The sequence below is a fragment of the Janthinobacterium aestuarii genome (assembly GCF_051380835.1).
Taxonomy (GTDB): Bacteria; Pseudomonadota; Gammaproteobacteria; order Burkholderiales; family Burkholderiaceae_D; genus Janthinobacterium; species Janthinobacterium aestuarii.
Genome location: NZ_JBNYXU010000006.1, coordinates 358,321 through 377,853, shown reverse-complemented (window position 1 = coordinate 377,853; position 19,533 = coordinate 358,321). Strand labels below are relative to the sequence as shown.

Here is a 19,533-nt window from a genome sequence, read left to right as displayed (position 1 = left end):
CAGCCCGGCCTTCCGGGGCCTTGGGCACTTGCCAGCCGGCGCCGGCCTTGTTGCCAGGCGCTCCACTTTTCCTTTGCCTGGACAGGCGCCACGATGACTTACTTGACATACGCCAGCCCCCTGCAGCCCGCGCCGCCCCTGCGCCGCATCGACGCCGCCGCAGCCAGCCAGCCCGCCAGCGGGGACTGCGCCTGGGAACAGGTGCGCGGGCTGGCGCAGCGGCTCGCCGCGCGCGAGCCGCTGCTGCGCCCCATGCTCGACGAGCTGATACTGCCGCACGACAGCCCCGCCGGGCTGCTTGCCGCCGTCCTGGCGCAGCGCCTGGGCGCGCGCGACATGCGCCCGGCCGTGCTGCGCCCCCTGTTTGAGGACATTTTAAGCACGCAGCCGCCCATCCTGGCCAGCATCGCGGCCGACCTTGCGGCCATCGCGCAGCGTGATCCGGCCTGCCCCGACGCCCTGCACGCGCTGCTGAACCTGAAGGGCTTTCATGCGCTGCAGACCTACCGCATGGCGCACCATCTGTGGCTGGCGGGCCGCAGCGAGGCGGCGTATTCGCTGTCCAGCCATGCGGCCAGCGTCTTCGGCATCGACATCCATCCGGCCGCGCGCATCGGCGCGGGCATCATGCTCGATCATGGCAGCGGCATCGTCATCGGCGAAACGGCCGTGGTCGACGACAACGTCTCCATTCTGCAAAACGTCACCCTCGGCGGCACCGGCAAGGAGCATGGCGACCGCCATCCGAAGATCCGTTCGGGCGTGATGCTGGGCGCGGGCGCCAAGATCCTCGGCAATATCGAAATCGGCGCCATGAGCAAGGTGGCCGCCGGCAGCGTGGTCCTGCGCGACGTGCCCGCGCATTGCACCGTGGCCGGCATTCCCGGGCGCATCGTCCGCTACCACCAGGCCGACAGCCTGCCCGCCTTCGAAATGGACCAGATGCTGTAGCGCTGCCATCGCACCAGGCATGGCGTCAAACGCAACAACAAAGTGCAACTTGTGCGTCTTCCGCCATGCCAAATCCCTCAGTACCATGTAATGACTCTTATTGGATGGATAAGCCACCTTATGAATTCGCCGTCAAAACCCGTACCACCGAGCCAGCAGGCCTCCCCGGCCGGCGCCGCCACGCGCCCCGTGCGCGGCGCCCTTGCCAGCCTGTCCCTGGCGATGCTGCTGCCCGCGCTGGGCACCAGCATCGCCAACGTGGGCCTGCCCGACATGGCCAGGGCCCTGCATGCGCCGTTCCAGGATGTGCAATGGATCGTGCTGTCCTACCTGCTGGCCATCACCGCGCTGATCGTCAGCGTGGGCCGCCTCGGCGACATGATCGGCCGGCGCCGCCTGCTGCTGGCCGGCATCGCCCTGTTCGCCGTTGCTTCCATCCTGTGCGCGCTGGCGCCCACCTTGTGGCTGCTGGTCGCCGCGCGCGCCCTGCAGGGCCTGGGCGCGTCCGTCATGATGGCGCTAACCATGGCCTTCGTCGGCAGCATCGTGCCCAAGGCGCAGACGGGCAGCGCCATGGGCCTGCTCGGCACCATGTCGGCCGTCGGCACCACGCTCGGCCCCGCGCTGGGCGGCCTGCTGATCGCCCGCTTCGGCTGGCAATCTATCTTTCTCGTCAACGTGCCGCTGGCCGGCGTGGCGCTGCTGATGGCCTGGCGCTTCCTGCCGGCCGACCAGCGCGGCGCCAACGCCAAGCGGCCCGTGTTCGACCACCGCGGCACCCTGCTGCTGGCGCTGACCCTGGCCGCCTATGCGCTGGCCATGACCCTGGGGCGCGGCCATTTCGACATGCGCAACGTGGCGCTGCTGCTGGCCGCCTGCGTGGGCGGCGCCCTGTTCGTGTATGTGGAACTGAAGGCGCCGGCGCCGCTGATCCGCCTGGCCATGCTGCGCGCGCCCGTGCTCAGCGCCGGCCTGGCGACCAGCATGCTGGTGTCGACGGTCATGATGTCCACCCTGGTGGTCGGCCCGTTCTACCTGGCGCGCGGCCTGTGTCTGGGCACGGCCGTCACCGGCATGGTGCTGGCGGCCGGACCGCTGGTGGCGGCGTTCTGCGGCGTGCCGTCCGGCTGGCTGGTGGACCGCTACGGCGCGCAGCGCATGGGCGGCGCGGGCCTGTGCGGCGCGGCCGCCGCCTGCCTGGCGCTGTCGCTGATGCCCGCCAGCCTGGGCATCCCCGGCTACGTCGCACCGATCATGCTGCTCACGGCCAGCTACGCGCTGTTCCAGGCGGCCAACAATACGGCCGTGATGGGCGACATCGTCCCCGAGCAGCGCGGCCTCATTTCCGGCATGCTCAATCTGTCGCGCAATCTGGGCCTCGTCACGGGCGCCTCCGTGATGGGCGCCGTCTTCGCTTTTTTCGCCAGCGCCAGCGATCTCGCCAGCGCCCAGCCAGCCGCCATGATCCGTGGCATGCACGCCACCTTTGCCGTCGCCAGCGCGCTGATACTCGCCGCACTGGCCATTTTCGCGCTCGGCCGCGCCCTGACCAAGCCCCCTACGCCTTCTGGAGACCCCGCATGATGCGCCCCCGTCCGATTCCGTCCCTGCCCGTCCCGCTGTTACTGCTGCTGGCCCTGGCCTGCAGCGCCACTTTATCCGGCTGCGGCCGTTCCCAGGCCGCGCCTGGCGGCCCGCCACCCAAGCCCACCGTGTCCGTAGCACTGCCGGAAACGTCGATGGTTCAGGCCACCCTCGACTACACGGGCCGCATCGAACCGTCGCAGCGCGTGGAAGTGCGCTCGCGCGTGTCCGGCTATTTGCAGCAGATCGCCTTTCGCGACGGCCAGCAGGTCAAGGCCGGCGATGCGCTGTTCGTCATCGACCCGCGCCCCTTCGCGGCGGCGCGCGACCGCGCCCAGGCCAGCCTGGCCCAGGCCAATGCGCGCAGCAAGCTTGCCAAGGCCCAGTTCGAGCGCAGCAGCCGGCTGCAGCAAACGGGCGCGGCCAGCACCGAGGAGCTGGAACGGGCGCGCGGCGAATTGGAAGGCGCGCAGGCGGCCGTCATGCTGAGCCAGGCGGAATTGCGCAGCGCCGAGCTGGAACTGTCCTTCACCACCATGCGCGCGCCCATCGCCGGCACCGTGTCGGACCGCCGCGTCGATGTCGGCAACTACGTGGCCGGCGGCGCGGCGCAGGGCGGCGTGCTGACCACCATCGTCGCGCACAGTCCCGTGCGCGCCATGGTCGACCTGTCGGAAGCGGATTTCCAGCGCCTGCGCCAGCAAAGCAAGCTGCCATCGAAGGTGCAGCTGGCGCTCGACGGCGGCGGCCCCGCCCAGGATGCCAGCGTCGATTTCGTCGACAACGAAATCAGCGCCCGCTCGGGCACGGTGCGCCTGCGCGCCAGCCTGGCCAACGCCGACCGCGCCGTCATGCCGGGCAGTTTTGCGCGCGTGCGCATCCCCGTCGGCAAGGCGCAGGAGCGTTTGCTGGTGCCCGACGCCGCCATCCTCAGCGACCAGAACAAGAAAATGGTGTTCGTCGTGGACGCGGCGGGCAAGGTGGCGCCGCGCAAGCTGGAGCTGGGCGGCCTGCAGGGCGACAAGCAGATCGTGCTGTCCGGCCTCACGCCGCAGGACCGGGTCATCGTCTCCGGCGCGGCCAAGGTGCGCCCTGGCGACCAGGTGCTGGTGGCCGCTCCCCGCGCCAACGGCGCATAAGGAGAGACCATGCGCTTTTCCCAATTTTTCATCCGCCGTCCCGTGTTTGCCATCGTGCTGTCGATCCTGATCACGCTGGTGGGCGCGGTGTCGGCCATGCGCCTGCCGATCTCGGAGTTTCCCGAGATCGTGCCGCCCACGGTGACCGTGAAGGCCAACTACCCTGGCGCCTCGGCGCAGGAAATCGCCGATACCGTCGCCGCGCCGATCGAACAGGAAATCAACGGCGTCGACGGCATGCTCTACATGTCCTCGCAATCGGTGGGCGACGGCAAGCTGACCATCAGCGTAGTCTTCAAGCCGGGCACCAACGTCGAGCAGGCCCAGTCGCTGGTGCAGAACCGCGTGGCGGTGGCCGAAGCGCGCCTGCCCGAAGCCGTACGCCGGCTGGGGCTGGCTGTCAAGAAGGCCTCGCCCGACCTGCTGATGGTGGTGCTGTTCGATTCGCCGAAAGGCACGCGCGACCAGCAATACATTTCCAACTTCATCGGCACGGCCATCAAGGACAAGCTGGCCCGCGTCGAAGGCGTGGGCGACATCTACACGCGCGGCGCGCGCGACTTCTCGATGCGCATCTGGCTCGACCCGGCGCGCGTGGCCTCGCTGGGCCTGACGGCGCCGGAAGTCATCGCGGCCGTGCGGCAAGCCAACTCGCAGGTCGCCGCCGGGGTATTGAACCAGCCGCCGGGCGGCAGCGACGGCGCCTACCAGGTGCAGGTGCAGGCGCAAAGCCGTTTGCGCGACGTGGCCGAATTCGAAGCGATCGTCGTGGCCGCCCATGCGGACGGCGGCGTGGTGCGCCTGCGCGACGTGGCGCGCGTCGAGATGGGTGCGCAGGATTACACGGAAAGCGGCTTCGTCGACAACCGCACGGCCATCGCGCTGGGCATCAGCCTGCTGCCCGGCTCGAACGCGCTGGCCACGGGCGACCGCGTGCTGGCCCAGCTGGCCAAAATGGAAGGCGAGTTCCCGCAGGACGTGGCCTACCACGCCTATTACAACCCGACCGAATTCATCCGCTCCTCGATCGACAAGGTGCGCGACACCATATTCGAGGCGGCGCTGCTGGTGTGCCTGGCCATGCTGCTGTTCCTCGGCTCGTGGCGCGCCGCCATCATTCCCATCCTGGCCATTCCCGTATCCCTGGTCGGCACCTTCACGGTGCTGGCCGCGATGGGCTATACCCTCAATACCCTGTCGCTGTTCGGCCTGGTGCTGGCCATCGGCATCGTCGTCGATGACGCCATCGTGGTGGTGGAAAACGTCGAGCGCCACATGGAGGAAGGCATGAGCCCTGTCGCCGCGGCGCAGCGCAGCATGAACGAAGTGGGCTTCGCCCTCGTCGCCATCGCGCTGGTGCTGGTGGCGGTCTTCGTGCCGACGGCCTTCATCGACGGCATCTCCGGCATGTTCTACCGCCAGTTCGCCGTCACCATCGCCGCCTCCACCGTGATCTCGGCGCTGGTCTCGCTGACATTGTCGCCGGCCCTGGCCGCGCTGCTGCTCAAGCCGCAGCACGATGCCAACAGCCTGGGCGCGCGCTGGATGGTCATCTTCAACCGCGGCTTTTCCCGCCTGACGGGCGGCTACGTGCGGCTGACGGGGCGCATCCTCTCGCGGCGCTGGCTGATGCTGCCCGTGTACCTCGTGCTGGCGGGCCTGACCCTGTGGCGCCTGGACGTGACGCCGCGCGGTTTCGTGCCGCAGCTGGACCGCGGCTACGCCATCGTCTCGATCCAGCTGCCGGCCGGCTCGACCCTGGCGCGCACCAGCGAAGTGGTGCAGGACGCCACGGCCCGCCTGATGAGCCACCCCGGCGTGGCCCATACGGCGGCCTTCGTCGGCACCGACGGCGCCACGTTTACGTCGGCGCCGAATACGGCCGTCATCTTCACCATGTTCAAGGACTTCGGCGCGCGCGCCAGCGATGGCCTGGACGGCCCGGCCATGCTGGGCGCCATGCGTGCCAGGCTGGCGCCCATCAGCGCGGCGCGCGTGATGGTGATACCGCCGCCTTCCGTGCCCGGCATCGGCACCGGCGGCGGCTTCAAGCTGATGCTGCGCGACACGGGCGGCCTGGGACCGCAAGCCTTGCAGGCCGCCGCGCGCGGCATCGCCGAGGAAGCGGGCAAGCTGCCCTCGGTGATGGGCGCCTTCACGCCGTTCAACGCCATGAGCCCGCAGATCAAGGTTGAACTGGACCGCACCAAGGCGGAATACCTGGGCGTGCCGCTGCTGCGCGTCAACGATACCCTGCAAAGCTATATGGCGCCCGTCTTCGTCAACGACATGAACCTGATGGGCCGGGTCTGGCGCGTCACCGCGCAGGCGGACGCACCCTACCGGCGCAGCGTGGCCGACCTGGCCGCGCTGAAAACGCGCGCCGCCAACGGCGACATGGTCCCGCTGGGCAGCGTGGCCGCCTTCAGCGAAGGCACGGCGCCGTTCCGCGTGCCGCGCTACAACCTGTATCCGGCCGCCGAAATCCAGGGCAGCACCAAGCCCGGCTACTCGACGGGGCAAACCATCGCCGCGATGGAAGAACTGCTCAAGGCGCGCCTGCCGGCCGGCTTCGACTACGAGTGGACGGAACTGGCGCTGCAGGAAAAACACGCGGGCGGCAGCACCGGCATGGTACTGGGCCTGGCCGTGCTGCTCGTGTATCTGCTGCTGGCGGCGCTGTTTGAAAGCTGGCTGCTGCCCCTGTCCGTCGTGCTGATCGTGCCCAGCTGCGTGCTGGCCACGCTGATCGGCGTGTCGTGGCGCGGCCTGGACAACAACGTGCTGACGCAGATCAGCATTGTGGTGCTGATCGGCCTGGCTGCCAAGAATGCCATCCTGATCGTCGAATTCGCGCGCCAGGCGATGGCGGCCGGCGCCGATGCGCGCGAGGCGGCCATCGCCGCCGCCCGCACGCGCCTGCGGCCCATCCTGATGACGTCACTGGCTTTTTTGCTGGGCGCGATACCGCTGATGCTGTCTTCCGGCGCAGGCGCGGAAATGCGCCAGTCGATGGGCACGGCCGTCTTCGCCGGCATGCTGGGCGTGACCTTGTCGGGCCTGTTGTTTACACCGTTGTTTTTCACCTTGCTGAGCAGGCGCCGCGCGGCGCCCGCCGCACGCACGGTCGCGCTGGGAGAAGCCGCATGAGCCGCACACACCGCATGAACAATGTGAACGCACGCCGCACCGCACCGCTGCTGGCGGCGGCCATGCTGGCCCTGGCCGGCTGCAGCGTCGGCACGCCCACGGCGACGCGGGCACTCGACACGGCGCAGCTGCCGACCCTGCCCTCGGCCGCAGGCGCACCGGAGCTGCAGGCCGGCGCGCCGCCGGCGCTGTGGTGGCAGGCACTGGGCGACGCGAGGCTGGAGCAATTGGTGAAACGCGCCTGGCAAGACAATTACGACGTGCGCATCGCCGCCGCGCGCCTGGCCAGCGCCAGCGAATACGCGCAAGCGGCGCGCGGCGCGCGCCTGCCGGCGGTGGATCTCGATGCCCAGGCCGGGCGCGCGCGCCTGGCGGCCATCGAGAGCAGCGACGGCCAGCCGCACATCTCCTCGCCGGTGCAGTGGAACGCCGCCTTCAGCTGGGAGCTCGACCTGTTCGGCCGCGTGCGCCACAGCATCGCCGCCGCCGAAGCCTCGGCGGACGAACGCGCCGCCGTGCGCGACGACGTGCGGCGCCTGATCCTGGCGCAGGTGGTGGATGCCTACCTGGTGTTGCGCGGCGCGCAGCAGATGCGCGCCAGCCTGCAGGAGCAATTATCGAACCAGTCCGGCACCTTGCGGCTGGTGCGCGAGCGCGAGGACGCGGGCCGCGCCGCACCGGCCGAACGCATGCGCGCCGAGGCGCAGATGCGCCTGGCCAGCGCCCGCCTGCCCAGCCTGAATGCCGAAGAACGAGTGGCGCGCAACCGCCTGGCCACCCTCACGGGGCAGCGCCTCGATGCGCCGGAACTGGCGGCGCTCGACCAGCCGATGCCGCTGGCGCTGCCGCAGACCCTGCTGACGGATGAACCCGCCCACCTGCTGCTGCGCCGGCCCGACGTGCGCGCGGCCGAACGCGCGCTGGCGGCGGCCAGCGCCCGCGAAGGCGCGGCCATCGCCGAGCGCTTCCCGCGCATCAGCCTGGGCGCGCTGTTCGGCGCCTCCGGCGTGGCCGGCGACTGGAATGGCGGCGACGCGGCGCGCTGGCATGCTGGCGCCGCCTTTACCCTGCCGCTGTTCGATGGCGGCACGCGCCGCGCCCGCGCCCGCGCGGCCGGCGCCGAAGTGCTGGCCGCGCAGGCCGGCTTCGACAAGGCGCTGGCGCTGGCGCTGGAGGAAACGGACAGCGCCATCGCGCAATGGGTGCAGCTGCGCAGCCGCCATGCGGAACTGCGCGAGGCGCACCAGCTGGCGCAGGAAAGCGCGCGCCTGGCAAGGGTGCGCTACCAGGAAGGCGCGGAAAGTCTGCTCGGCGTGCTCGAAGCGGAACGCATCGCCCTGGCCACGCAGGAGCAGCTGGTGACGGCGCACCGCGACGTGGCCATCGCCACAGCCCATGGCTACACGGCCATGGCGGGCGGTTTCGACGGGCCCGCGCCGCGCTAGGATAACGCTGCCGGCGGCGTCAGGCGGCACCTGCCTGGCCGGCGCAGGCGTCCACCACGCAGCCGCGCAGCCAGCGGTGGGCGGGGTCGGCATCCATGCGCGGATGCCACATCAGGGACACGGTCAGGTCCGGCATGCGCAGCGGCAGCGCAAAGCTGAACATGCCGGCGCGCAGATTGCCCGTATGCCGTTCCGGCACGGTGGCGATCAGGTCGGAGCCGGCGGCCAGCGCCAGCGCCGCCGTAAAGCCGCCGACGATGCTGGTGATGCTGCGCTGCAGTCCCAGCGCGGCCAGCGCGTCATCCATCGGTCCCGTATCCTGGTCGCGCCGCGCCACCAGCACGTGCTGGCCGGCCGCATAGCGCTCGGCGCTGATCTCGCCTTGCGCCAGCGCATGGCCGCTGCGCACCACGCCCACGAAACGGTCGCCGAACAGACGGCGCGTGCGCACTTCCGGACTCGTGAAACTGCCGATCACGCCCGTCTCCAGGTCGATACTGCCCTCGCGCAGCTGCACGCTTTCGCGGTCGACCTTTTGCACGAAGCGCAGACGCACGCCGGGCGCCTGCGCGCCGATATGCGCAAGCAGCGCGGGACCGAAATTTTCCACGAAGCCGTCGCTCGAACGCAGCGTGAACGTCTGCTCCAGCTGGCGCGGATCGAGCCGTTGCGCCGGTCCCAGCACGGCCAGCGCTTCGCCCACCAGGGGGCCCACCCGTTCGCGCAATTCCAGCGCGCGCGGCGTGGGCACGAGTTCACGCCCGGCGCGCACGAGCAGCGGATCGCCGGTCGTCTCGCGCAGGCGCGCCAGGGCGCGGCTCATGGCCGATGGACTGAGGCGCAAGCGCCGCGCGGCGCGCGTGACGCTGCCTTCCGCAAGCAGCACATCGAGGGTGATTAACAGGTTCAGATCGGGTATCGACATAGTTTCTTACCTTAGCATGATTTATTGGGTCCATGGCGCCAGACGCATGGATACATTGTGCGCCGCACGCCTTCCGGCGCATCCGGCGCGGCGCTACGATGGACGCATCGCCACTTCGATCGACAACGACATGCAAGCCACTCTTGCTCCTGGCGCCGGCCCCGTCGCGCGCCCCCGTTTTCCGCTGCCAGACATGCCGCTGCGGCCGATGGACAGCGCCGACTGGAACCGGCGCCACGCTGGCGATAATGCCGCCGCGGCGTCCGACGCCAGCGCCGTGCTGGCCGCCGAAGTGGCCGGCCTCGCAGCTGGCAGCGCACTCGACCTGGCCAGCGGCACCGGGCGCCACGCGGTCTGGCTGGCGCAGCAAGGCTGGCAAGTGCGGGCAGTCGACTACGCCACGGCGGGACTCGACAAGGGCCGGCAACTGGCGCGCGCGCGCCAGGTCGAGGCGCACATCGACTTCGTGCTGGCAGACCTGCGCCACTATGCCCTCGGCGCCGGCCACCATGACCTGGTACTGCTGGCCTATTTGCACCTGCCGCAGCAGGAACTGACGCCGATACTGGCGCGTGCGGCCAGGGCCGTGGCGCCCGGCGGCACCTTCCTGCTGCTGGCGCATGACGAGGACAGCTTCGCGCATGGCCACGGCGGGCCGCAGCATCCCGAACTGCTCTACCGCCTGGACAGGGTACTGGCCTTGCTGGGCGCGGCCTTCCACATCGACAAGGCGGGCCGCACCGGCAGCGGAGAGACCTCCGGCCTGCTGGTGCGCGCCCGGCGCAAGACCGGCGCCACGGCCCGAGGCTCCCCCGCAGCCGCGCCAGGGAGCGCCAATTGAACCGCCTGCTATCGTGGGCGGCGAGTTTCATTGCGCCCGACAGCCCGGCGCAGGTCCAGCAGCAAAATACGGAACAGGAACAGGACGGCGGCGAAGAAAAAACGTCATCCGCGCCGGCCGACGCCTATCCGCTCGACGCCACCGGCTGGGGCACCTGCGGCTGGCCACTGTAAGCACACCTTCAGGTCAGCACGCGCGGCCACTCTCAGGCACCTGTACCAGCACGCCATCGGCCAGCCAGCGCAGCAGCAAGGGGGCCGGCGCGAATGGCGCGGCAGCCTTGTCCAGCAAGTGCGCCTGCTGCGCCGCCGCCAGCGCAGCGCCCAGGGTGGCACCGCCAGCCAGCACGTCCAGCGCACCGGCTTCCACCGCATCGATCTCGCGCACGCACGGCGTCCAGCCATGGCGGTATACGAGCGCCAGCGTGTCGCCCAGGGCATCAGCCGGCATCGCATGCCGCGCCGCGGCATCGTGCGCCAGCCAGATCGCCGCCGCGCGCCAGGGCGAGCGGTACAGCACGGCCGCCGGATGCAGCGCAAGCCGCCAGGCATCGACCTGGCCCACCCCGGCCGCGTGCACGTCGCGCAAGGTCAGGGCCACTGTGTCGGGAGCGCCATGGACCTGGTGCAGCAGCCACTCCAGGCGCGCCACGTCGGCAAAATAGCCATGCGCGGCGGCCGGCGGCCAGGTCGCAAGAAACGCGGGCAGGCTGGCGCCGAAATGGGCCAGGTCGGCGCTGCGCGACGGATGCGCATCGCCATAGGCATGCGCCATGGCGAGGAACCAGGACGCGCCGCCCAGCGCGCGCAGCACGGGATACACGAGTTCCAGCGAGCGCGCGTGATGCTGGCGCAGCGCCTGGCCGTAACGCGCCAGGGCGCTGGCCCCGCGCGCATCAACGCCCAGCCACGGCACCAACGCGGCCGCATCGGGCGTGCGCGCGCCGATCTGCGCGCCGAACGCGGCCTGCAGGCGCGCCAGTTCCTCAAGCGTCATCGCATGCCGCCAGTGCCGCCGGCGCAAGCGCCTCGCCGGCCAGCGCCCGCGCACGGGCCACTTCGTCGAGCAAGGTGACCAGCGGCGGCAGATTGGTATCCCATTCGACCAGCGTGGGCAGCGGGCCGTAGCGGCGCAAGGCGGCGCGGTACAGTTCCCATACGGGACCGGCGACGGGCGCGCCATGGTGGTCGACCAGCAGGCCGCCATCTTCGCAGTGGCCGGCCAGATGCAGTTCACCGACCAGGCCCGGCGCCAGCGACGCCATTGCGGCCAGCGCATCCTCGCCGTGGTTGCATTGATTGACGTACAGGTTGTTGATGTCCAGCAGCACGCCGCAACCGGTGCGGCGCGCCACGCAGGCGAGGAACTCCGTCTCGCCCCAGCTGTCGCAGGGAAAGCGCAAATAGGTAGAGACGTTCTCCAGCAGGATCGGGCGGCGCAGCACTTCCTGCACCAGGTCCACGCGCTGGCAGACCAGTTCCAGGCTGGCGCCGTTCAGCGGCAGCGGCAGCAAGTCGTTAAGCACGGCGTCGCCGGTGGCGCCCCAGCACAGGTGTTCGGACACCAGCATCGGCTCGATGCGCGCGGCCAGGCGGGCGATGCGCTCCACGTGCGCGCGCGAAAAGCCATGCACGGAACCGAGGCCCATGCCGACGCCATGCAGCGAGACGGGATAGTCGGCGCGCAAGGTCTCGAGCACATGCAGGTCCCAGCCGCCTTCGGCCAGATAATTCTCGCTGTGGACCTCGAGCCAGTCCACGGGCTGGCGCCGCGCCAGCATGTCGCGGTAATGCGCGCCGCGCAGGCCGATGCCCACCAGGGGCACGGCCATCGCCTCCTCGCGCATCAGGGCAAGCCGCGCGCGCCCGCTGGCGCCGCGCCGGCCTTGGCCGCCGTGCCGGGCGCCGCATCGAGCTCGCGCACCACGCGCAGGCCGATCCAGCCGCGCCGCCCTTCAGCGCCCAGGCCCAGGCGCGTGGCCGCGCGCACGAAGTTCGGCGTGTCGGTCCAGGAGGCGCCGCGCGCCACGCGCTTCTTGCAGCCCGCTTCCTCCCACACGCGGCCATCTTTCGGCGCGCCCTCGTAATCGCTGTGCCAGCAATCGGCCGTCCACTGCCACACATTGCCCAGCACGTCGTACAGCCCTGCCGGATTGGGTGCGTAGCTGCCGACCGGCGCCGTCGTGGGCCAGTTGCCCGAACCGGAAACCACGCCGCCGCAATGCTTCTGCTGCGGGCAGTCGTCGGGGCCGTACTTGGCGTCGCCGCGCGTGATGTCTTCGCCCCACCAGCGCGCCGTGACGGTGCCGGCGCGCGCCGCGTATTCCCACTCGGCCTCGGTGGGCAGGCGGTAGCGCGCGCCGCTCTTCTTCGACAGCCAGCGCAGATAGCTTTGCGCATCGTTCCAGCTGACGTTGACGGCCGGGCGCGTGCCGCGTCCCCAGCCTTCGTCCGACGGCCGGTAGCCGTCGCAGCCGCCGTCCTGCACGCAGGCGTCGAACTGCGCGAACGTCAGGCTGAAGCGGCCGATGGCAAACGGCTGCGGGATCTCGACCGGGTGCTGGCCCTCATTGCCGAAGCGCCCGCTCTCGCCGGGCGGCGATCCCATGAGGAAGCGCCCGGCCGGCAGCGGCACCATCTCCGGGCACGCGCCGTCACAATCGCTGAAGGACTTGCCGGCGACCACGGGGGTGGTCAGGGCCGGATCGACGGCGTCCAGCTTTTGCCGGGACAAATAGGCGGACAGGTTGGCGATATCGCCATCCGTCAGGGGCGCGACGGCCGTGTTCATCAGGGGACTGACGCGCGCATGCGAACGGAAGGCACGCAGCTGGCTGTCCAGGTAGGCCAGGTTCTGCCCGGCCAGCTTCGGATAATCGGCGACGGCGGCATTGCCCTTCGGGCCATGGCAAGCCACGCACGCCGGCAGCGCGCGCGCCGCGTCGCCCTCGTGGTACAGCGCCTCGCCTGCGGCCACATCGGCCGGCGGTCCCGTCCTGGCGGGCGCCGCGCCCGGGCAGGCCAGCGGCGCCGCTTCCACCTTGCCGCCGAGCGCCGTGCACGTGCCGGCGGGGACGGTCATCCATTCGCCTGGATCGCGGTCGACGGTCGCCATGCCCGAGCACAAATGGAAGCAGGTGGTATTGGCGCATTCATTCTGGCCCGCCTTGGCCACGCCGTAGCAGATTTCGCTCTTGGCGGCGGCCTTTTTTTCCGGCGCCTGGGCCGGCGCGGGCACCGCCACGGCCAGGGCGCAGGCCGCGGCCACGGCCGCCTGCACCAGCGCCTGCCGGTTCTGCGGCTGCGGCGCTGGCTGCGGCGCGGCCTTGCTTGTCGTTGGTACTTGCACCATGCGGTGGCTTCCTTTTCAAAAATGCCGGCAGGCGCCGCCGACGGCGCGCCTGCCATGCCGTGTCAGTCGTTGTAAATCGATGGATCAGTCATAGTGCGCGCTCGCTTCGATCAGCTCGATGCGGTAGCCGTCGGGATCCTGCACGAAGGCGATGACATTGCTGCCGTGCTTCATCGGCCCCGCCTCGCGCGTGACGGTGCCGCCATGCGCGCGCACTTTGGCGCAGACGCTGGCCGCATCGTCGACCGCCAGGGCCAGGTAACCGTAGGCGTCGCCGTGGGTGTAGGCTTGCCGGTCCCAGTTATGCGTCAGCTCGATGGCGGCATGCTCGGGCGCCTCGCCATAGGCGACAATAGCGCGCGTAAAGCGCGCGTCCGGATAATCGTGGCGCCGCTGCAGGGTCATGCCCAGGGCGTCACGGTAAAAATGCAGGGCGGCGTCCAGGTCGGCGACGCGCAGCATGGAGTGCAATATGCGCATGGTGTGATGGCTCGGATCAGGTTGAAATAAGGCTTCAGGCGACGCGCTGCCGCGCCAGCACAGCTTCCATGGCCGGTTCGTCCGGCACGGGCAGGTAGCGGGCGCCGGCCTGGTAGCGCTGGACGAACTGGCCGAAGTCGCCGCTGTCGGCCCGTTCCACCCTCTCCTGCTCGGCCAGCGAGGCATCGGCCTGCGCCGTGAAGCGCGCCAGCGCCGCCGGCGCCAAGGGACGGCCGCGAAAATGCGCCGCGTGCGCCGCGCTCTGGCGCAGGGCGAACGCGTCGAAACTGCCCTGCTCGGCGCGGATCGCAGCCAGCACGCGGGCCGAGGGCGTCAGCGCCACATCCGCCAGCTTGGCGCGCTGCGCCGCCAGCGCCGTGGCGCAATCGTCGCCGCCGCGCGCCTGGTCCAGCAGCGCGGCCATGGGGGCGATGCGGTCGAGCAGTTCGCCGGCCCATGCCTGCAGGCTGACCTGTTCGCCGTGGCGCTCCAGCAGCAGGCCCGGACGGCGCCCTTCCTTGACGGTGCGGGCGAAATTCTCGGTGTTCTCACGGCTTTCGGCATTGCCGGTGAGCGGGCTGTCCTGCAGCGCGCAAAACAGCAGAAAGGCGTCGAGGAAGTGACAGGCCGGCGCGCCGATGCCCAGCGGCTCGAACGGGTCGACATCGAGGCAGCGCACCTCCACGTACTGCACGCCGCGCTGGGCCAGCGCATGCAGGGGGCGCTCGCCGCTGTGCGCCACGCGCTTGGGCCGGATCGCCGAGTAGTACTCGTTCTCGATCTGCAGGCGGTTGGTATTGATCTGCACCCACTGCCCCTCGCGCCGCGTGCCCAGCTCGACATACGGCAGGTAGGGATGGTTCATCGCCGCCGCCAGGCTGGTGATATAGCTGTCGAGCGTGTTGTAGTCGGGGGTCAGGCCGGCCTGGGCATCGTTCTGGTAGCCCATGTCGCTCATGCGCAGGCTGGTGGCGTACGGCAGGTACACGGTATCGGCCGACAGCTGCTCCAGCGGGAAGTCGCCGCGTCCCGGGAAATGCGCCGACAGCGCTGGCGCGGCGCCGAACAGATACATCAGCAGCCAGCCGTAGCGGCGGAAGTTGCGGATCAGCGCGACATAGCTTTCCGACTGAAACTGCATCGCCGTGCTGCCATCGCCCTCGTCCGCGCGCAAGCGCTCCCATAATGCGGGCGGCAGCGAGTAGTTGTAGTGGATGCCGGCGATGCACTGCATGCTCTTGCCGTAGCGCAGCGCCAGGCCGCGCCGGTAGACATGCTTGAGCATGCCGATGTGCGAGCTGCCGTACCAGGCGATCGGGATGTCGGGGTCGGCGGGCAGCCGGCACGGCATCGAGTGGCTCCACAGCATTTCGTCGCCCAGGCCGCTGAAGACGAAACGGTGCAAGGCGTCGTAGCCATCGAGCATGGCGGCCGTGTCCTGCTCGGGCGGCGTGATCAGCTCGATCAGCGCCTCCGCATAGTCGGTAGTGATGGTGGGATGGGTCAGGGCCGCGCCCAGCGCCAGCGGATGCGCAGTGGCGGCCAAGTGGCCACGGCCGTCCACGCGCAGCGCTTCGCGTTCGATGCCGCGCAATCCCTGGGCCAGCAGCGCAAGTCCGTCCGCGCCTGCCAGCAGCGCCATACGGCGCGTCAATAATGAACTCATAGCTGTTCTGCCTTTACAAAAAAACATCGTTCGGCTTTCCATCTCGAGGCCGACGATAAGCCCCAAGCCCCGGACCACACAACTCGCAAATCCTGAGTGCGGGGATCAGAAACACTGATGCCAGGGGCAAGGCGTTTGCATTTCCGGGGCCTGCGCCCGGCACCAGCGTTCGCATCAGCGTTAGTGAGTGCTGCACTCAGGATTTGCGAATTGCGCCGTGCCGTCCTGGCCCTTATCTTGATAAACGAATATCAATAGACGGAAAAGTTTGGTTGCGCCGGCATTGCAGCGCCAGCGCCCCCTCTTCCGTATCCGGCGCGCCGACACGGCCGCGTGCTCAGGACGCATGCATGCGTGCATGCGGCATGCAAGCCAACAAGCAAGCCGACAAGGCGATGGGAGAACACTGGTGAAAGTGATGGACAAGATGGTCGCGGCCGACCCTGGCGTTGTACGCCTGAGCACTTACGCGCTGGAAGACAACCTGCGGGCACGCGAAGGCAGCGTTTTTCTGACCGGCACCCAGGCCCTGGTGCGCCTGCCGCTGATGCAGCGCTGGCTGGACCGCGAGCGGGGCTTGAACACGGCCGGCTTCATCAGCGGCTACCGGGGTTCGCCGCTGGGCGGCTACGACCAGGCCCTGTGGCGCGCGCGCCCCATGCTGGAAGCGCAGCAGATCCGCTTCCTGCCCGCCATCAACGAGGAGCTGGCCGCCACCGCCGTGCTGGGCAGCCAGCAGGTCGAGACCGACCCGCAGCGCACGGCCGATGGCGTGTTTGCGCTGTGGTACGGCAAGGGTCCGGGCGTGGACCGGGCCGGCGATGCGCTCAAGCATGGCAATGTGTACGGTTCCTCGCCGCACGGCGGCGTGCTGGTGGTGGCTGGCGACGACCACGGCTGCGTCTCGTCATCGATGCCGCACCAGAGCGATTTCGTCATGCAGGCGTGGAGCATGCCCATCGTCAACCCGGCCAGCATCGCCGAATACCTGGAATTTGGCTTGTACGGCTGGGCGCTGTCGCGCTTTTCCGGCATGTGGGTGGGCTTCAAGGCCATTTCCGAAACGGTGGAAAGCGGCGCCACGGTCGACCTGGACGCCCTGCACACGCGCTTCGACCAGCCGGCCGACTACAGCGCGCCGGCCAGCGGCCTGCATTACCGCTGGCCCGACCTGCCCGGCCTGCCCATCGAGACGCGCCACGCGCACAAGCTGGCCGCCGTGCACGCGTTCGCGCGCGCCAACAGCATCGACCGCCTGCTGTGCCCCAGCCCGCAAGCCGATATCGGCATCGTCACCTGCGGCAAGGCGCACCTCGATGTGCTCGAAGTGCTGCGCCGCCTGGGTCTCAGCCTCGATGTGCTGGAGCGCGCCGGCGTGCGCCTGTACAAGGTGGGCCTGAGCTTTCCGCTCGAAGCGCAGCGCCTGGCGCAGTTCAAGGCGGGCTTGCGGGAAATTCTCGTCATCGAAGAAAAGGGGCCGCTGGTGGAGCAGCAGATCCGCACCCTGTTCTACAACCTGCCGGACAGCGCCCGGCCGCTGGTGCTGGGCAAGCTCGATGCCGGCGGCGCGCCGCTGCTGCCGGCGCAGGGCGAGCTGCGCCCTTCGCGCATCGCCGGCGTGCTGGCGCACTGGCTGGCGCGGCACAAGCCGGCGCTCGACCGCCGCGCCCTGCTGCCCGGCTTCGCGCCCGCCGCGCTGCTGGCCAACGCGGCCGACGGCGTGCGGCGCCTGCCCTATTTCTGTTCCGGCTGCCCGCACAACAGCTCGACCAAGGTGCCGAAGGGTTCGCGCGCGCAAGCGGGCATCGGCTGCCATTTCATGGCCTCGTGGATGGACCGCGATACCACGGGCCTGATACAGATGGGCGGCGAAGGCGTCGACTGGGTGGCCCACTCCATGTTCAGCAGCACCCCGCATGTGTTCCAGAATCTGGGCGACGGCACGTATTTCCACTCGGGTTTCCTGGCCATCCGCCAGGCCATCGCCGGGCGCGCCAACATCACCTACAAGATTCTGTACAACGACGCGGTGGCCATGACGGGCGGCCAGCCCATCGACGGCAGCCTGACCGTCGACGCCATCGCCTGGCAAGTGCATGCCGAGGGCGCCAAGGCGATCGCCGTAGTCAGCGACGCGCCGGAAAAATACGCGGGCCTGCACGGCCGCTTCCCGCCGCCCGCCACCTTCCACGGGCGCGAGGAGCTCGACCAGGTGCAGCGCCGCCTGCGCGAGGTCAAGGGCGTCACAGTGCTGATTTACGACCAGACCTGCGCGGCCGAGCTGCGCCGGCGCCGCAAGAAAAAGGAATTGGCCGATCCGCCGCGCCGCATGGTCATCAACAGCGCCGTGTGCGAAGGCTGCGGCGATTGCGGCGTGCAGTCGAACTGCCTGTCCATCGTGCCGCTGGAGACAAGCTACGGCCGCAAGCGCGCCATCGACCAGTCGTCGTGCAACAAGGATTATTCCTGCGCCAACGGCTTTTGCCCCAGCTTCGTCTCCGTGCGCGGCGGCGCCTTGCGCAAGGCGGCCGACGCCGCCATCGACCCGCAGGCCCTGCGCCGCGCGGCGGCCGCCCTGCCCCTGCCCGCGCCGCATGGCTGGCACGGCCCGTTCAACCTGCTGGTGACGGGCGTGGGCGGCACGGGCGTGGTAACGGTGGGCGCACTCGTTTCGATGGCTGCGCACCTCGAGGGCAAGCAGGCGTCGGTGCTCGACTTCATGGGCTTTGCGCAAAAAGGCGGCGCCGTGCTGTCCTTCGTGCGCCTGGCCCTGGCCGGCCAGGATCTGCACCAGGCGCGCATCGACGTCGGCCAGACCGATGCCATGCTGGCCTGCGACATGGTGGTCGGCGCCAGCGCCGACGCGCTGCAGACACTGCGCCACGGCCACACGCGCGTGGTCGCCAACACGCACCAGTTTCCCACCGCCGCCATGGTGCGCGATCCCGACGCGCCGCAGCATGCGGGCGCCCTGATGGACAAGCTGCGCCACGCCGTCGGCATGGAACACATCGCCGAATGCAACGGCCAGGTGCTGGCGCGCCAGCTGATGGGCGACACCATCATGGCCAATATACTGCTGATGGGTTTTGCCTGGCAGCGCGGCCTGATCCCCGTCGGGCTGGCGGCGCTGGAACGGGCCATCGAATTGAATGGCGTGGCCGTCGACGCCAACAAGGCCGCCTTTGCCGCCGGCCGCCTGGCCGCCTGCGGCGCGCCCCTGCTGCAAAAAGTGGCCGCGGGGCCGGTGGCGGAAGACGCCAGCCTGGGCGCGCTGGTGGAGCAGCGCAGCGCCATGCTGGCGCGCTACCAGAACGCGGCGCTGGCGGAACGCTTCCAGGCGTTTGTCGCACGCGTGCGCGAGCGCGAAAGCGCCGTCTTCGGCGCCGATGCGCCGCCCGTGCTGACCCTGGCCGTGGCGCGCGGCTACAGCAAGCTGCTGGCCTACAAGGATGAATACGAGGTGGCGCGGCTGTTCTCGGACGGCCAGTTCCAGCGCGAGCTGCAACAGCAGTTCGAGGGCGACGTGACGCTGACCTTCCACATGGCGCCGCCGCTGCTGGGCAAACGCAAGCGCGCCTTCGGTCCGTGGATGGGCAAGGTGCTGGCCTTGCTGGCCAGGGCCAGGGGACTGCGCGGCACGCGGTGCGACGTGTTTGGCTACAGCGCCGAACGGCGCCGCGAGCGCCAGCTGATCGCCGACTATACGGCGCGCCTGGAGACCCTGCTGCCGCGCCTGAGCGCCGGGAACCTGGCCTCCATCGTGGCGCTGGCGGAGCTGCCGCAGGCCATCCGCGGCTACGGCCATGTGAAGCTGGCCAGCATCGATGCGGCCGAACTGCGCGCGCAAGCGCTGCTGGCGACACTGGAACAGCCGGCCGCCCCCGCTGGCACAGCCGTCCCAAGCGCCGCGCCGCCCGCCCAGCCGCCTTTCCGCACCATCGCCATCCGGCGCTACCAGTAACCATGTTCTGTATCGACCACCACACGGCGCGGCGCCT

14 protein-coding genes are annotated in these 19,533 nt (G+C 69.9%); 8 read left to right on the top strand and 6 right to left on the bottom strand.

All coding sequences use genetic code 11. The features are described 5' to 3' along the window. Window positions 1-93: 93 nt before the first annotated feature. From cysE to ACQ4WO_RS18250, 5 genes are all read left to right on the top strand, one after another. Window positions 94-951 carry a serine O-acetyltransferase gene (gene cysE, locus ACQ4WO_RS18270; RefSeq protein WP_436482658.1) on the top strand — a complete coding sequence of 286 codons (858 nt, stop codon included), beginning with the start codon at window positions 94-96 and terminating at the stop codon, window positions 949-951. 120 nt (window positions 952-1,071) lie between these two features. Then, window positions 1,072-2,535, top strand: a complete 1,464-nt coding sequence (locus tag ACQ4WO_RS18265; RefSeq protein ID WP_436482656.1) for an MFS transporter — start codon at window positions 1,072-1,074, stop codon at window positions 2,533-2,535. After that, window positions 2,532-3,674, top strand: coding sequence for an efflux RND transporter periplasmic adaptor subunit (locus ACQ4WO_RS18260; RefSeq protein WP_128142736.1), 1,143 nt, complete (start codon window positions 2,532-2,534; stop codon window positions 3,672-3,674). Before ACQ4WO_RS18265 ends, ACQ4WO_RS18260 begins: the two co-directional genes overlap by 4 nt. A gap of 9 nt (window positions 3,675-3,683) precedes the next feature. Continuing rightward, entirely contained in the window at window positions 3,684-6,824 is a 3,141-nt protein-coding gene (locus ACQ4WO_RS18255) for an efflux RND transporter permease subunit (protein ID WP_436482655.1), read from the top strand. Beyond that, the gene (locus ACQ4WO_RS18250; RefSeq protein WP_436482654.1) at window positions 6,821-8,269 is read left to right on the top strand and encodes an efflux transporter outer membrane subunit; all 1,449 of its coding nucleotides are present in this window, start codon (window positions 6,821-6,823) and stop codon (window positions 8,267-8,269) included. Before ACQ4WO_RS18255 ends, ACQ4WO_RS18250 begins: the two co-directional genes overlap by 4 nt. Before the next feature lie 19 nt (window positions 8,270-8,288). On the opposite strand, the gene ACQ4WO_RS18245 is transcribed toward ACQ4WO_RS18250, so the two are convergent. Beyond that, window positions 8,289-9,194 carry a LysR family transcriptional regulator gene (locus ACQ4WO_RS18245; RefSeq protein ID WP_436482652.1) on the bottom strand — a complete coding sequence of 302 codons (906 nt, stop codon included), beginning with the start codon at window positions 9,192-9,194 and terminating at the stop codon, window positions 8,289-8,291. A 46-nt stretch (window positions 9,195-9,240) separates the two neighbouring features. On the opposite strand from ACQ4WO_RS18245, the gene ACQ4WO_RS18240 reads away from it, so the two are divergent. Both ACQ4WO_RS18240 and ACQ4WO_RS18235 read left to right on the top strand, forming a co-directional pair. Beyond that, on the top strand, window positions 9,241-10,035 hold the full coding sequence (locus tag ACQ4WO_RS18240) for a class I SAM-dependent methyltransferase (protein ID WP_436482651.1): 795 nt from the start codon (window positions 9,241-9,243) through the stop codon (window positions 10,033-10,035). Then, on the top strand, window positions 10,032-10,208 hold the full coding sequence (locus ACQ4WO_RS18235) for a hypothetical protein (RefSeq protein ID WP_436482650.1): 177 nt from the start codon (window positions 10,032-10,034) through the stop codon (window positions 10,206-10,208). Before ACQ4WO_RS18240 ends, ACQ4WO_RS18235 begins: the two co-directional genes overlap by 4 nt. A gap of 13 nt (window positions 10,209-10,221) precedes the next feature. Here the strand turns inward: ACQ4WO_RS18235 and ACQ4WO_RS18230 are convergent, their stop codons facing one another. The 5 genes from ACQ4WO_RS18230 to gshA form a co-directional block, all read right to left on the bottom strand. Next, window positions 10,222-11,031 carry an HvfC/BufC family peptide modification chaperone gene (locus ACQ4WO_RS18230; protein WP_436482649.1) on the bottom strand — a complete coding sequence of 270 codons (810 nt, stop codon included), beginning with the start codon at window positions 11,029-11,031 and terminating at the stop codon, window positions 10,222-10,224. Beyond that, window positions 11,021-11,866 (bottom strand): MNIO family bufferin maturase, encoded by an 846-nt coding sequence (gene bufB, locus ACQ4WO_RS18225; RefSeq protein ID WP_436482648.1) that lies wholly within the window; start codon window positions 11,864-11,866, stop codon window positions 11,021-11,023. The genes ACQ4WO_RS18230 and bufB overlap by 11 nt, the downstream gene beginning before the upstream one ends. A gap of 14 nt (window positions 11,867-11,880) precedes the next feature. Further along, window positions 11,881-13,386 carry a BufA1 family periplasmic bufferin-type metallophore gene (gene bufA1, locus ACQ4WO_RS18220; RefSeq protein ID WP_436482647.1) on the bottom strand — a complete coding sequence of 502 codons (1,506 nt, stop codon included), beginning with the start codon at window positions 13,384-13,386 and terminating at the stop codon, window positions 11,881-11,883. Between the two features lie 84 nt (window positions 13,387-13,470). Beyond that, a complete protein-coding gene (gloA, locus tag ACQ4WO_RS18215) occupies window positions 13,471-13,866 on the bottom strand; it encodes a lactoylglutathione lyase (RefSeq protein ID WP_436482646.1) in 396 nt (131 codons plus the stop codon). Window positions 13,867-13,900: 34 nt separating this feature from the next. Continuing rightward, on the bottom strand, window positions 13,901-15,532 hold the full coding sequence (gene gshA / locus ACQ4WO_RS18210; protein ID WP_436482644.1) for a glutamate--cysteine ligase: 1,632 nt from the start codon (window positions 15,530-15,532) through the stop codon (window positions 13,901-13,903). 427 nt (window positions 15,533-15,959) lie between these two features. Here gshA and ACQ4WO_RS18205 point away from each other — a divergent pair, with 427 nt between their 5' ends. Next, window positions 15,960-19,496, top strand: a complete 3,537-nt coding sequence (locus ACQ4WO_RS18205; protein WP_436482708.1) for an indolepyruvate ferredoxin oxidoreductase family protein — start codon at window positions 15,960-15,962, stop codon at window positions 19,494-19,496. The last annotated feature ends 37 nt before the right edge of the window (window positions 19,497-19,533 follow it).